16 protein-coding genes and 1 tRNA gene are annotated in these 13,940 nt (G+C 54.5%); 5 read left to right on the plus strand and 12 right to left on the minus strand.

Translation table 11 applies throughout. The features are described 5' to 3' along the window. Positions 1-26: 26 nt before the first annotated feature. The 6 genes from C4520_10000 to C4520_10025 all read right to left on the minus strand — a co-directional run bounded on the left by C4520_10000 (position 27) and on the right by C4520_10025 (position 5,454). A complete protein-coding gene (locus C4520_10000) occupies positions 27-1,259 on the minus strand; it encodes a M28 family peptidase (protein ID RJP21337.1) in 1,233 nt (410 codons plus the stop codon). Positions 1,260-1,278: 19 nt separating this feature from the next. After that, positions 1,279-1,674 (minus strand): methylmalonyl-CoA epimerase, encoded by a 396-nt coding sequence (gene mce / locus C4520_10005; protein RJP21338.1) that lies wholly within the window; start codon positions 1,672-1,674, stop codon positions 1,279-1,281. Positions 1,675-1,701: 27 nt separating this feature from the next. Continuing rightward, positions 1,702-2,553 (minus strand): sugar phosphate isomerase/epimerase, encoded by an 852-nt coding sequence (locus tag C4520_10010; protein RJP21339.1) that lies wholly within the window; start codon positions 2,551-2,553, stop codon positions 1,702-1,704. A gap of 171 nt (positions 2,554-2,724) precedes the next feature. Continuing rightward, positions 2,725-4,893 (minus strand): outer membrane protein assembly factor BamD, encoded by a 2,169-nt coding sequence (gene bamD, locus C4520_10015; protein RJP21340.1) that lies wholly within the window; start codon positions 4,891-4,893, stop codon positions 2,725-2,727. Then, complete coding sequence (locus C4520_10020) at positions 4,847-5,272, minus strand: DUF523 domain-containing protein (GenBank protein ID RJP21341.1); 426 nt, start codon at positions 5,270-5,272, stop codon at positions 4,847-4,849. The genes bamD and C4520_10020 overlap by 47 nt, the downstream gene beginning before the upstream one ends. Next, positions 5,269-5,454: a hypothetical protein gene (locus C4520_10025; GenBank protein RJP21342.1), complete on the minus strand. Its 186-nt coding sequence runs from the start codon at positions 5,452-5,454 to the stop codon at positions 5,269-5,271. Before C4520_10025 ends, C4520_10020 begins: the two co-directional genes overlap by 4 nt. Before the next feature lie 295 nt (positions 5,455-5,749). Between C4520_10025 and C4520_10030 the strand changes: the two genes are divergently transcribed. From C4520_10030 to C4520_10050, 5 genes are all read left to right on the plus strand, one after another. Beyond that, the gene (locus C4520_10030) at positions 5,750-6,475 is read left to right on the plus strand and encodes a hypothetical protein (GenBank protein RJP21343.1); all 726 of its coding nucleotides are present in this window, start codon (positions 5,750-5,752) and stop codon (positions 6,473-6,475) included. 59 nt (positions 6,476-6,534) lie between these two features. Continuing rightward, positions 6,535-7,188 (plus strand): endonuclease III, encoded by a 654-nt coding sequence (nth, locus tag C4520_10035; GenBank protein ID RJP21344.1) that lies wholly within the window; start codon positions 6,535-6,537, stop codon positions 7,186-7,188. 117 nt (positions 7,189-7,305) lie between these two features. After that, positions 7,306-7,395, plus strand: a tRNA-Ser gene (locus C4520_10040). A gap of 345 nt (positions 7,396-7,740) precedes the next feature. Continuing rightward, entirely contained in the window at positions 7,741-8,937 is a 1,197-nt protein-coding gene (locus C4520_10045) for an MBL fold metallo-hydrolase (GenBank protein ID RJP21345.1), read from the plus strand. A gap of 9 nt (positions 8,938-8,946) precedes the next feature. Further along, positions 8,947-9,408 (plus strand): nucleoside deaminase, encoded by a 462-nt coding sequence (locus C4520_10050; GenBank protein ID RJP21346.1) that lies wholly within the window; start codon positions 8,947-8,949, stop codon positions 9,406-9,408. Here C4520_10050 and C4520_10055 read toward each other — a convergent pair. Genes C4520_10055 through C4520_10080 form a run of 6 tightly spaced genes read right to left on the minus strand, consistent with a single transcriptional unit; the run spans position 9,380 to position 13,922 of the window. Then, entirely contained in the window at positions 9,380-11,137 is a 1,758-nt protein-coding gene (locus C4520_10055) for a tetratricopeptide repeat protein (GenBank protein ID RJP21347.1), read from the minus strand. The two genes, C4520_10050 and C4520_10055, sit on opposite strands and share 29 nt — an antisense overlap. After that, a complete protein-coding gene (locus C4520_10060) occupies positions 11,134-11,967 on the minus strand; it encodes a ribonuclease HII (GenBank protein RJP21348.1) in 834 nt (277 codons plus the stop codon). Before C4520_10060 ends, C4520_10055 begins: the two co-directional genes overlap by 4 nt. 23 nt (positions 11,968-11,990) lie before the next feature. Continuing rightward, positions 11,991-12,359 carry a 50S ribosomal protein L19 gene (locus C4520_10065; protein ID RJP21349.1) on the minus strand — a complete coding sequence of 123 codons (369 nt, stop codon included), beginning with the start codon at positions 12,357-12,359 and terminating at the stop codon, positions 11,991-11,993. 49 nt (positions 12,360-12,408) lie between these two features. Then, the gene (gene trmD, locus C4520_10070) at positions 12,409-13,143 is read right to left on the minus strand and encodes a tRNA (guanosine(37)-N1)-methyltransferase TrmD (GenBank protein ID RJP21350.1); all 735 of its coding nucleotides are present in this window, start codon (positions 13,141-13,143) and stop codon (positions 12,409-12,411) included. A gap of 13 nt (positions 13,144-13,156) precedes the next feature. Further along, positions 13,157-13,807: a 16S rRNA processing protein RimM gene (gene rimM / locus C4520_10075; protein RJP21351.1), complete on the minus strand. Its 651-nt coding sequence runs from the start codon at positions 13,805-13,807 to the stop codon at positions 13,157-13,159. Beyond that, a complete protein-coding gene (locus tag C4520_10080) occupies positions 13,692-13,922 on the minus strand; it encodes a KH domain-containing protein (GenBank protein RJP21352.1) in 231 nt (76 codons plus the stop codon). The genes rimM and C4520_10080 overlap by 116 nt, the downstream gene beginning before the upstream one ends. Positions 13,923-13,940 lie beyond the last annotated feature (18 nt).

Here is a 13,940-nt window from a genome sequence, read left to right on the forward strand (position 1 = left end):
CATCTTAGGCGACAGCCATATTCCTCTTATAAGGATTCAGCGGCTTTCGTGGAGAGATATTTTCTTTCTTCAGAATCAGGAGGTTCATGCCCGGCATCGAGTTCTCGCGCAAGCGCCACCAAAAAATCCATGGCTTTGGAGAGATTCTGCGGTCCTATGTTCTCAATACGATCGGTTATTTGATGCCAGTGAGGCACTTCATCGCTCCCATGAGGGAACGCCATAACAGTGATTCCTTTATACCCCCTTCCCGCCACGATAGCCGTTTCGGTATACCCTCGCGTCAATCGGATAGCCTCGATACCGCCGCCTACGACCTCGGCGGCTGCGGCGGCAGCCCGAAGAATGCCGGGATCGCTGTAATATTTCTTCAGCATTCCCTCGCACGTTACGTACCGCAATTCTCCGATGCCGAGGCATTCCAAATCAACGAAATAGGCGTTCCTCAACCGCTCGCCATGTCTGTTAAGGAACGCCCTGATTCCGGTGAGCGTCGCTTCCTCGCAGCCGGTGCAAACGATCCACACCTCTGTCAGCTCGAGCGGGTCGCGCGCAAAAAACTCGCCCAGGCTCAAAGCAAGCGCTGCTCCCGTAGCGTTATCATTCGCCCCTTCTGTAAACGGCGAGAAAAAATCTCCGTGAATCATGACAACCAGGAGAATGAGAACAGGCAGATCCAGCAAAAACGCAGCACTCGCTCCGGCTGCGAAAGCTCCTCCAACAGAACCGAATATGAAAACCAAAATCTTTAACACGACGCATACAAACACAAAGACAAGGATTCCCGGAAGGTGTCTGACTATTCTCGGGTGAAAAAGCTTTGGGGTCCGATTGGTATCGAGATGACCGATCACCACAAGCTGATTGCGCGCGTCCCTTTTGGGAGACACTTTCGCGTACACGTTTTGCGAAATTCGCTTGCAGAGAAGGTTGCTGAGCGAATATTTCCAGAAACTGAATTCACCGATGATGACGGCCAGGGCAATCAGGCAGATGAGGACACACCAAGGCCAAAATCTTCCATGTGCCGGCAGGTAAACAAGCGTTGCCACAAGAACGAGGATGCAAGCTATCTCCAGCGCGCGCCAGAGCGACGGCACACTGCGAAAGGTTTCAATCGCAACTTCACGTGCACCGCATTGCTCCAGTTCCGAGGCGGCGTAGGCTGCAGCGCGAGCCTCCGCCTCGGTCGTCGGCCCCCGAGGACCTATTTCCGCGCTGAAGAACTTCACACGTTCGAACGGGTGCTTTGACAACATTACGTTCTTTCGAGAAGCCTCAATCACGCTGGCATATTTCGAGAAGCACCCCCTTGGTGCTTTTCGGATGGAAAAAGGCGATGCGCGCGCCACCGGCGCCTGGTCTCGGTTTTTGATCGATAACTTGCAGGCCTTTCGCCTTCAATTCCTCAAGCGATTTCTCGACATCGTCCACCTGTACGGCGATATGCTGTATGCCCTCCCCGCGCTTCTCGAGAAATTTCGCCAAAGCGCCTTGCGGGTCGGTCGGCTGCAAAAGCTCAAATTCGGTGTCTCCAATCGGAATGAATGCGATCTTCATTCCTTCAAAGTCTTCAACATGCTCTACATTAAGTCCCAGCATGTCGCGGTACAGCTTCAGAGCGTCCTCGAGATTCGAAACGGCTATGCCAATGTGGTCCAATTTCCGTATCATGTCTCTTCCTTCCTTTCTCCTCCCCCGCTATCGCTGCATTGCTTTCTTCAAAATGCGGACAGATTCGATGGGGTCGACCGAGTGTACTTCAAGAACCACCGGGCCTGTAAACGAGATTGCTCGAAGCAATCCGATTACCGCGTCCACGTCGATGATTCCGGAACCCAATCCCTGGTGGTCGTCCATGACCGTCACCCGTTTGTCAAACAGCTTCTTTGTGACTCCGTGAAGGTGAACCTGTCCGAGGCGTTTTCCGTACGTCGTCGCGAACTTGTCGATCGACTCGTTTCGGAGTTTGATGTGCCCCACATCCATGCAGATCTTCGTGTCGAACTGTTCGACCAGTGGATTGATTTTCTCGAACGATATGTATTCCAGATTTTCCAGACACAGCTTTTTCGGTGGAATGATCTTCACGATTTTCGAAAGGCTGTCGGCGGCGCATGAAAGATATGTTTCTACTACCGCGTCATCCTTCAAGCCGACGCCCATGAGGTCTTCCAGCAGGCCGGCAATGTGCAGGACATACGTCAGCGGTTCGAGCGGAGCGCATTGTTCGGCGATCTCTTTGACCACCTGAAATGATGCCTCGCGGATCGCCTCGATGCTGGTGGTGAAATTGACGCCGCCCATGAACGGCAGATGAACCGAAAAGGTTATTCCGTCCCTCTCATGCAGCTCGCGCAATCCGGTGGAAGCTTCGTTTCGGAACTTGTCCCCCAAGACGGCGGGCAGCGCTGCAACGGCTTCGCCGCTGATCTCAATATGATTCGCTCCGGCCTCAATCAGTGCGCGCGCCTCGCGAGCCAGCGAATATTCGGGGCCGCCCAAAAAGGCGCGGGCAATTTTCTTCGGTTCGATCATGGTGCCGATTCTCATACTAATTTCCCTTCAATCTGATTTGAACGGTCAGCAACACCGGTTGCCCATGCACGGACGCCCGGACAGAATTCGAGCCGAACGGAAGGCGCAGTACCGGCATTATATCATTTGGGCGGAATGGCGCTCAAGCCGGTTTACTTCGAGTGGAGGAAATGATTTATTGTAACATTAGGACGCGCCCAATCCGAGGGGCTCGCTCGAATAAAGACCCCGGTAAATCGCGTAGGTTCTGAAGACCTTCTTTATGTACCTGCGCGTCTCATCGGCGGGGATGCTCTCAACGAAGGCATCGAAATCCTGTTTCGGCGCGCCCTCCATCCAGTTCCTGAGGTTGGTCTCCCCCCAGTTATACGCAGCAGCCGTCAGCATCAGGTTGTCCCCGAATTTGTTGAGCAGGTAGCGCAGGTAGTAACTGCCAAGCTCGATATTGACGGACGGCAGAAACAGGTCCGATCGCTCGAAAGAGGGCAATCCTAAATGATCCTGCGCCAGCCATTTGCCTGTCCGCGGCAAAATCTGCATCAGACCGCAGGCGTCCGAGGATGAGACCGTGGTCTCTCGAAAATGGCTTTCCTCTCGCATGACCGCAAGCGCAAACAGGGGGTCGATTCGGTATCGCGAAGCGCTTGCACCCAGGATATGGGGATACGCAACCGGGTACAAGAAGTGCCTGATACGATCGGTTCGAGGGGAATCGGTAAAAACCGTACTGAGCGTGGATGCAATGCGGAGCGAATCGTTGTAAGCCTGTAACTGATACAGGACAAGCGCCAGGGCGTACTGAGTTTCGGAGTCCTGTTCGGCGCTGGAAGCAAACTCAAGCTCCAGCTTCGCCTCCGGAAGCTCATTGACCACTAGAAATTGAAGACGCTGCATTGCCTTCTCATCCAGCCCTTCAATCAAGGGTTTGACGGCATCGATAATGGTTTCGCCAGCCGCATCGACAAAGCGTATTTGCGTCTCGTCAACTGCAAACAGGGAGTTCCAGTCGGCAGAATAGGGCTGCTCGTAGACCAAGGCGCCCGCTTCAAGCAATCGCAGAATCGCGCGCGCGCGAAAAGCTTGATACGAATCGCCGTACCTGGCAATGACCGTAGCAAAGGCCGATCTCGCGCCGTCAGAATCTCCGGCGCCCAGCAAACACTTTGCCCGCCAGAAAAGGGCGGCGGCATTGGCATCGGCGCTCTGGTTAAGCCGCAGCAACCGGTCGAAAACAGCCTGTGCTTTCTCAAAATCTTTCGCGAGGTAAAGATCCACCCCCCAGTGCTCCGCTGCAAAAAAGGCCGCCGCCGAACGAGGATAATCTCGAAGAATCCTCTCGTACTCCGCATATTCGCGAGGATCAGCCAGTTTCTCAAAAATCCGTGCGCGCTGTCGCAGCGCCTGTGATGAGAGAGAGTGCGAAGGAAAGCCCATAACTACCCGCTCGTATTCGGAGAGCGCATCATCCAACGATCCATTGACTCGAAAAATCTCCGCCCGGCTGTATAATGCGGTCGGCACAAAACGGTGGGCCGGGTGTTCATCGATTATCCGCTGATATATCTCTGCGGCCTGCCGCTTTTGTCCGTTCAGCGATACCGCCTGCGCCAGGTAAAGGAGTGCATCGGGCTTCAGGTGCGGCGCATCAGGATTATTCACCAGAGCGTCCAGGAGAGCAAACGCTTCGCTTCCCCTCTTGTTCTGCAGATATACTTTAGCCACAGCTATTTGTTTTTCCGGGGTGTCCACGCGCCGCACCATGCCGACCGCCTCAAGCGCTTCCGCCGTTGCCGGTCGGCCATGGATCAACTGCCAGCAGATGCTGTCGCTCATGTCCGGATCATCCTTCTCCAGGAAAATTTTTGCCAGCACCAGCTTCAACGCAGTCGCCTCGCCCGAAGAACTGACCTTGGAAAGCGCGGCTTTTATGACGGGGAGAGCTCGAGCAAACTCGCCTGCTTCGAAATAAGCAAGTCCAAGCTGTACCTGAGCGGAATTCCGGACGGGTGACGCCGGATGCCTGTCGATGAGGTTTTCAAGAGCCGAAACTGCCAAAGTATTGTCCTGCAGCTTCACCGCACATTGCGCCATTCGATACAGAGCATAATCGGCGACAACTGAATAAATATCCGAAGCGGCGCGGTATTGCTCGATCGAGGCAGTATATTCTCCCGCCTCCTGCAGCTTCACTCCTTCCAGAAACTCGCGTCCTCCCGGAATGATTTCGTCTGCGGCATAAGATGGCTGGATGAAAATGAGAACATTCAGCAGGGATATGAGAAGAAGTGTGCGCATGCCGAAGCGTATCTCAGATACATATGACGTCGATGCCGGCCCGAACCAGCGCCGCCGCACATACACCGTTTCCTTCAGTGAGTTCTCCCCCAATATGAATGCGGCCGAATCCGCACGAGGGGCTATTGCTCTTAACGTAAAATACTTTTATTCCGAGCTCCCCCGCCACTCGTACCACCTCGCCGGCTCCACGAAGATATTGAAGCGTAACATCCGTCCCGTCCTCCGACAGAACCGCTGACTTGCCATCGATCACATCCTCGCCCGTTCCGGCCGCAATCTCCGCTCGCAAACGCGGCGTGCTGAGCCCGCCCAATTGCTCCGGACAAAACGGAATGACTTTTCCCTGAAGAAACAGCTCATGGACGCGGCGATCGGTCGCCGAAGTTCCGTCATATCGGGTCTTCAAGCCGACAAGGCATGCGCTTGCCCCAATCACTTTACCTCCGTCCCGCTAAGTATGCGCAATTTGATTACATCCATTATACTTATCCCCTCCTGCTTCCGCAAGAAGAAAGAGCCGTCTTCGCAGTATTTTCTGAGGTTCCGTTTGTGTCGAAGATGAGAGCCCCCATCAACCGCCCATCCGTTCCTCCAGCAGTTAACCAAAACGCAAATCATTGACAAATATCTCATGAAAAGATAAACTTTTTCGGAGGGAAACGGCTGTCGCCGTTCCGCTGTTGCAGTTTCTCTCCATGAAATAGAGGGTAGAACCCGCTTTGGACTCATAGGATTCTTCATACCGTCAAATGCGACGCGGCCGTTAATACCGAAGTTGGAGAAACGCGAACGGAAACTCCAGGTACACCATGATCGCGAACCCGTAGGGGCTAGCGAAAGCCGTTGCAGGCGCGGCGACTGTATGGGTGGCGGTTTAGGTGAAGGGAGAAAATCTATTCCTTGGGGGGGAACAATGAGAACGAAATTAATTATCGTCGTGGTGTCAGTATCCGTATGCTTTGCGTTGATGCCGCAGAAAGCTGCAGGCGACCTGATCAAGTTCAGGCACGGCGCGAAAAAACAGTGTGTCGTTCTGGAGGAGACCGAAGATTGGGTAGTCTTCCTGACTGCGTATGGCGAGATGAAGATGCCGATGAGCCGTATCGAGTCGATTGAGCGCGAGTCGGAGGAGACAAATAAGTCGCTCAAGGAGCAATGGAACCGGCAACCAAAAACGCAAAAGGAAGAGCCGGAGAAACAAGAGACCGTGAAAGAAGAAAAACCACAGGTAAAACGCACCTACAAGGTTGAAGCCAAGAGACGGAGGGTAATGGTAGGAGCCCGTAGTTCCGGATTAAGCTCCAAAGAATTGGAGTCTTCTTTCACTATAAAAGACATGGGAATGGTGCAGGGCAGCCGCCTTTTCCACGTTTCCGTCATGTCTTACAAGAACGCGTCGATAAGAATTTCTCCGCCTGATTTCTATGCATTTTCAGTCAACAACATGAGAATCAATCCCCACCCTCTGGACGGGTACCCCGATCTGGACGCTAAAGTCTCCTTCAATCAATCGGCGTCCGGACACATAAGTTTTCCCACAGCCGTGAAAATTGAGAAACTTGTTCATAAGTCGGAATTGGCCGAATTTGAATTGAATCTGGAAACCGGCGAGGCTGTCGCCAAAGAAACCGGTCTGTAACCGAATGGCGCGCTCGCCATAGCTGGACCGTTATAGTGTATGGAAAGGCGCTCTCCGAAATGTCCCCCATCGAATCGCTGAATGAAAAGAAGAAGCGGGCGCGAAAAATATTCTCGCTCCTGAGAAAAGAATATCCGGACGCGCGCCCGGAACTCGAGTACTCGAATCCGCTGGAACTGCTGGTAGCCACCATTCTCTCCGCACAATGCACGGATGAGCGCGTGAATCAGGTGACAAGAATCCTCTTCAAGAAATATCGTTCTCCTCAGGATTACGTGAGGGTGCCGGACGAAGAACTGGAGCGTGAAATCCGCTCGACCGGCTTTTTCAGAAGCAAAACCAAAAGCATTAAAGGATCGTGCCGGATGCTCATCGAGAAATTCCGTGGTGAAGTTCCCCGCACCATGGATGAGATACTCGAGTTGCCCGGCGTGGCGAGGAAGACCGGCAACATTGTCCTCTCGCACGCGTATGGTGTTATCGCCGGAATAGCGGTGGACACGCACGTCAAGCGGCTCTCTCAGCGGCTGGGTCTCACCGAGCACACGGAGCCCGGCAAGATCGAAATCGACCTGTGCGCGCTCCTGCCGAAGAAAGACTGGCCCATGTTCTCCGACGTGCTGATCTTCCATGGCAGGCGCGTGTGCTACGCCCGCAAGCCGGCTCACGATCGTTGCGTCGTGCGGGATTTATGTCCGTCTCGCGACATCTGACTCCTTTTTCACCCCACGAGTTCGTCTTACAACAGCCCATCGCAATCGCTCATCCGGCGTTTGCCGATGTTGACACGGTCCCAGCCATCTGGTATTCTAACATACTGTGGAGCGTCCGGAGAGGTGTCCGAGAGGCTGAAGGAGCACGCTTGGAAAGCGTGTGTAGGGGTAACTCTACCGAGGGTTCGAATCCCTCCCTCTCCGCCATTTTTGGCTGTGCCAAGGATTGGCAGAGCAATTGAATAACGCAGCAATAGAACCATAGATTGTCGGTTCAATTGCGTCTATTTTCCATTGCTCCCCTGTTCTCAAAGAAGGCGAAAATTTGCTGTTCCTGTTTGAAGCAGCTTGACGGAGCCCATTTCGGTTCCATTCCGCTTTTTCATGCTTCTTAACCTGCCTTCACTTTCCAATTCAGGTAAATGAGCGTATATTTATCTGGGAGATTGCACAGGATACGGGCTTTTGTTCACGATTGTCTGATTTCTGCCTAAGCCTTCTCCGTCGAACTACCGGTAACTTCGGACTTCTACACCTTGAAAGGGAGGAAATATGGTTGATACTCGTCAGGTACAAGTGGCGGAAGGTGTCTACTGGGTCGGAGCCGTCGATTGGAATGTCCGCACTTTCCATGGATTCACATACACCACTCCGCGCGGAACAACGTATAATGCATACTTGATCCTGGACGACAAGATCGCTCTCGTGGATACTGTCTATGCGCCTTTTACCAATGAGATGATGAGCAGGATCGGCACGTACGTAGACCCTTCGAAGATCGATTACGTCATCGCTAACCACGTCGAGACCGATCATTCCGGCGCGCTGGCGGCCATACTTTCGGTCGCAAAAAACGCCAAGCTGGTCTGCGATGCCCGCTGCAAGGATGGCCTCGAGAAAAATTATTTCGGCAACTGGGATTACCAGATCGTCAAGACCGGCGACACTATCAGCCTGGGGAAGAAAACCCTCAGCTTCATTGAGGCGCCGATGCTGCACTGGCCGGACAGCATGTTCACTTACATACCTCAGGAGGAACTTCTGCTCCCGAACGACGCGTTCGGCCAACATCTTGCCTCGACGGAACGCTTTGCCGAGGATTACGACCGGGCGGTACTGATGGAGGAGGCGGCAAAATATTATGCCAACATCCTCATGCCGCTCTCGCCCCTTGTTCTCAAAAAAATCGAAGAGATCGGCAAGCTGAAATTGAGCATCAAGACTATCGCCCCCAGCCACGGCCTCATCTGGCGCAATCCCGAGACCATTATTACGGCCTATACTCGCTGGGCGAGCGGCGAATCCGAAAAGGCCGTGCTGGTTGTGTACGACACGATGTGGGGCGCCACGGAGAAGATGGCGAAGGCCATTGTGGAAGGTATTGTATCCGAAGACGTGTCGGCAAAGCTTGTTCGCATCGCCGTCTCCGACCGCAGCGAAGCCGTAAGGGATTGCCTGTTGATGAAGGGGCTGGTGGTCGGCTCTTCCACAATCAATGCCGGAATGCTGCCCACGCTGTCGCCTTTCCTGGAAGATCTGCGGGGGCTCAAGCCGCGGAAAAAGATCGGCGCTGCATTCGGCTCGCATGGCTGGGGCGGCGGAGGCGCAAAGGCCGTTGATAAGATACTGCGGGAAATGGGAGTCGATGTCGCCGCAGATCCTGTTACCGTCAAGTACATGCCGGACCAGGATGAACTGCGCAAGTGCTTTGAACTGGGCGCATCGGTCGCTCGCAGAGTCAAGTCCTGATTACTTCAGATGATGAAGCACGAAGATTACATGCAGGTAGCGCTGAGAGAGGCGCAGAAGGCTCTCGATATCGAGGAAGTGCCGGTTGGTGCGGTCATCGTCCATGAGGGCCAAATAATCGCCAAGGCGCACAATCAGCGGGAGTTGTTGCGCGATCCGACAGCCCACGCGGAAATGATCGCGATCACTCAGGCGGCCGAGCATTTGAAGAGTTGGCGCCTCGAAAAAACGGTGATGTATATAACGCTGGAGCCCTGCCCCATGTGCGCGGGCGCGATCGTGCTTGCAAGGATTCCTCAAGTGGTCTTCGGCGCGAGTGATCCGAAAACCGGGGCGGCCGGCTCATTGATGAACATCCTGCAAGACGCTCGCCTCAACCACCAGGTGACGTTGGTGAAGGGCGTTCTGGAGGAGCAGTGCGGTTTGATCCTTCGTGATTTTTTCATTCGGCTTCGCGGGCGGGGCTATTGAGGACAGACGGCGGGTGCGAAGGCATTTCCTCTATCTTTTTGAGCAGTGAATCGTTTTCGGGATCGAGTTCTCGAGCGCGCTCCCACTGTTCCTTCGCCTTCTCCGGCTGGTTCAACTTCAGGTAGATATCGCCGAGATGTTCGCGGACGATCGGGTCGTCTTCCTCAACGTTTTCCACTGCCTTCTCAAGAATCTCCAGCGCCCTCTGATAATCGCTGCGTTGATAGTATATCCAGCCGAGGCTGTCAAGGAAATAACCATTATCGGGCTGGATCTCGAGTGCGCGGTTGACTAAAGATTCGGCCTCCTCGAGGTGGATTCCCTTTTCCGCAAACATGTACCCGAGGTAATTCAGCGCCTCGGCGTTTTCCGGGTTGAGTTCAATTGTTTTCCTCAACTCTTCGACCGACTCATCAAACCGATCCGTTTCTTCATACACAATGGCAAGGCGGAAATGTCCAACCTCGCTCTCGGGCCGTATCGAAACCGCTTCCTTGAACGCCGCGATCGCTTGCTCGTAATCCTGCCGTTGATGATATGCGGCGCCAAGCATCAGATAAACCGGCTCGTTTTTTGCCCCGAGCTCGATTGCTTTGGTGAATGCCTTTATCACCATATCGGGCATGTCCTTTGCCCCGTAAAGAGTCCCGAGCCGCAGATACGCGCGCAGCGCGTCTTCATCCAGTTCGGTCACCTGCGCATAATGGTTCAGCGCTTCATCCAGTTTTCCCTGCTCTTGATAAACCGTCCCCAGCAGGTAGTGCGAAGTGGCGTCACTGGAATCCTTTTCAATCGTCTCTTCAAACTGCAGGCGCGCCTTTTCAAGTTGTCCCGTCCGCATATAAAGGAGACCGAGCGCTTTCTTGAAATTAAGCATGAACGGCCGCATTTCTACGAGGGCTTCATACTGTTGAATGGCTTTGTCCCAGTCTTCTCTGCCTGAATACAAGAGGCCGAGTTTCTTTCGCGCCTCGGTGTTGTCCGGCGAGAGGGATATAAGCGTTTCGTATTGCGCTATGGCCTCATCGACATCTCCCTGCATCTCATAGACGACTCCGAGATTGTAGATGAGGTTGGGGTTCTGCGGGAACATCTCCAGCCCCTTCTGAAGTTCTGCGGTCGCCTTATCGGGATGCCCGAGTTTCAGATAGGTAAGGGCCAATTTATTGTACGCCCACTCGAGGTCCGGTCTGATTTCGATGACTTTTCGGTATATCTCGATCAAGTTATAGAAGTCGCGGTTTGCTTCGAAGACCTCCGCAATCGAAGTGATGGCGGTAATATCATTCGGTCGAATGCGAACGACTTCCTGAAAATGTTCGTTTGCCTCGTCGTACCGCGCCTGGTGCGCATAAAGAGCGCCGAGTAGCATGTGGGCGTTGTAATCGTCCGGGTCAAGATTGATTGCGCGCAACGCCTCTATGACCGACATCTCATTCATGCCTTTTGCCAGATATGCCCTCGACAGGTGCACGTGGATGCGCGCGGCTTCAGGATCGATCTCGGCCGCCTTCTTGAGAGACTCGATCGCCCCGTCAAAATCTTTCGCCTGCAGTTGAAGCAGGCCGTGCAGATAATGGGAATAGGCCTTGGAGATAGGAGCCGGCGTCGCCCCCCCGGAAAACTGCACGGACGATGCGCCCGCGCCTCCCGCACGCGCTCCCGTCGCACACCCGGCGGATATCAAGACCAGCATGAATATTTGAGCGAGCAGATATATCTTCTTCATAGCAATAAGGGATTCAAAAATTCCTTTACCGGCGCAAAGCTCCGGCGGTGAATGGCGGATATTCCATGCTCCTTGAGGGCGGCCAGGTGATCGGAGGTCCCATATCCTTTATTGTGCGCGAAACCATACACCGGATGCTTCCTATCGAATTCAAGCATCATCTCGTCTCTGGTCACTTTCGCGACAATGGAAGCAGCCGCCACCGACATGGAAAGACGGTCGCCCTTGATTATCGTCCGCTGTGGGATACCGAGCGTGCTCCGGTGGCGCCCATCGATAAGCACTAGATCCGGGGCGGCATCAAGATCCTCGATTGCCAGCCGGAAGGCGAGAATGCTTGCATTATGGATATTGATGCGATCGATCTGCTCGACACTGACCACGCCCACTCCCATGTCAGCCGCTCCGGCTATTAAAGCAAGAGCCTCACGCCGCTGCGCATCAGTGAGTAACTTCGAGTCATTTATGGCGGGCAACCGCTCGAGAGACGATGTCAGGATAACGGCGGCCGCTACTACGGGTCCGGCAAGGCACCCGCGTCCCACCTCGTCGACTCCGGCCACTACCGCAAAACCTTCCGCTTTCGCCTGCGCCTCGTGCTGCAACATATGCTGCACGCGCCGCCTGACCTGCGCGTCGGCGTTCTGTTTTGCCTTCAATTCCCTCCACAGCTTGACGGCGCCGGCTCGCGAATCGCTCTCCAGGGCATCGAGGAGCTTCCTCGGGTAGGGCGGGCTCAACGATGCCAGAATTTCCTTGATCTCACAAAGATTTTTGCCGGCAAGATCTTCAATGAAGGCCGCCATTTGTCGCCTCGTCCAGCGGCTCATGGAATACTCCGATCGATAATGCGCTACTCGGGAGTTTTCCCGGCGAAACGCGCCCGTTTGGTGCGCACGCGCGCTTTCTTCCCGACGCGCTCCCTGAGATAATAAAGCTTCGCCCGTCTCACTCTCCCGCGAGTCACAACTTCAACTTCCTGAATTTTTGGAGAATGCAAAGGAAAAACGCGCTCGACACCGATACCGAATGTGACCTTCCTGACGGTAAACGTTTCACGCAACCCGGTTCCTTTGCGCCCGATCACAGCTCCCTCAAAGACCTGAACGCGCTCTCGCCCCGCTTCAAGCACTTTCAGATGGACGCGGACGGTATCACCTATCGTAAATTCGGGGATGTCCTTCCGAAGCTGTTCCTGTTCGATTGTGTCAATAATGTTCATGTCGCTGACTCCTCCACCCGATTCACCGATCCCTGCGGGTCTCGGGCATTCACCTTTCCGCTCGCTTAAGCTCCTCGATAAATTGCTTTTCCTCTTCTGACAGCGAAGTCCTCTCGAGCAACTCTCTCCGGTTTTGAAATGTCTTCCGTATTGCCTCGCGTCGGCGCCATTTTGTTATCTCGGCGTGATGGCCCGAAAGCAGGACATCCGGCACTCGCATACCGCGAATGTCCGGGGGCCGCGTATACTGTGGGTATCCGAGCAGCCCTTCACTGAAAGAATCCTGTTCGAGCGACTCGGGCGAGCCGATCACTCCGGGAATCAGCCTGCATATGGCGTCGATCATCACGAGTGCCGGGACTTCGCCTCCCGTCAGAACATAATCTCCGATCGAGAGTTCATCGGTCGCCAGTCCGGCGACCACCCGCTCGTCCACTCCTTCATACCTGCCGCAAATGATGACCAGGTCGCGCTCGAGGGCCAGCTCGCGCGCCTTCTGCTGATTGAACAATTTGCCCTGCGCACTGGTCAAAATTATGCGGGTGCGTGTCACATCCAGCGGGAGTGACTCAACAGCTTTGAAGATGGGCTCGGGCATCAGAACCATCCCCGAGCTGCCGCCATACGGCTTATCGTCCGCCTGGCGATGCTTTCCCCCGCAATAATCCCTCAAATCAACAAGTGTAACGGAAATGATCGCTCGTTCGACAGCGCGCCCGATGATGCTTTCCGAGAGCGGCCCTGCAAGCATGCCGGGGAAAAGCGTCAAAACGAAAATATTCATGCTGCGGCAACCCCTACTCGAGAACAGATACGTCCGCTATGAGTTCGCCGCGCTCGATGTCGACCTCAACGATCACATCTTCAATCGCCGGCAACAGCGTCTCCCTGCCCCGGTCGTCGAGCACCCGGTAGATATCGTTTGCCGGTGTGCGCCATACGTCGGTAACCCGGCCGACGATTTGCCCGCCCGTGTCCTTCACAACAAGGCCGACCAGATCGTCAATATAATACTCATTCTTGGGAAGAGGAAAGCGCTCCGCGCGCAAAACATATACTAGCGCTCCCCGTGCCGCCGCTATCTCATCAGCGCTCAGGTTGTTCACCTGTACGATTACCCGGTTTTCAATCACCCGCACCGAGGCGACGGGGAAAACGAGGGTTTGATTCTCCCTGGTCTTGAGGCGGAGCTGGCGCAGTAAATGGAAACGTTCAGGATGGCTTGTGTCGGGCGCGATTCGCAACTCGCGCCGCGGGACATTGACCGAAATTACCTTGCCAATAATGACGTCGTCTTTGTCAGGGCTGCGACTGCCATGGCCCTTTCCTCGGCTACTCGACAATCTCAAGCACCACTCGAATATTATCTTTGGTCGCGGCCGCATTGAGCAACGTGCGCATCGATTTTGCCGTGCGCCCGTGCTTCCCGATAACCTGCCCCATGTCATCCGGATGAACTCTCAACTCGAGCACTTTGGTTTTCCCGCCCTCGACTACATTGACTTGAACGGCTTCGGGGTGGTCAACGAGCGCCTTCGCGATGTACTCCACCAGCTCTTTCATGGCTGTGCCTCCGCTGTG

The sequence above is a fragment of the Candidatus Abyssobacteria bacterium SURF_5 genome, assembly GCA_003598085.1.
Classification (GTDB): Bacteria; Abyssobacteria; SURF-5; order SURF-5; family SURF-5; genus SURF-5.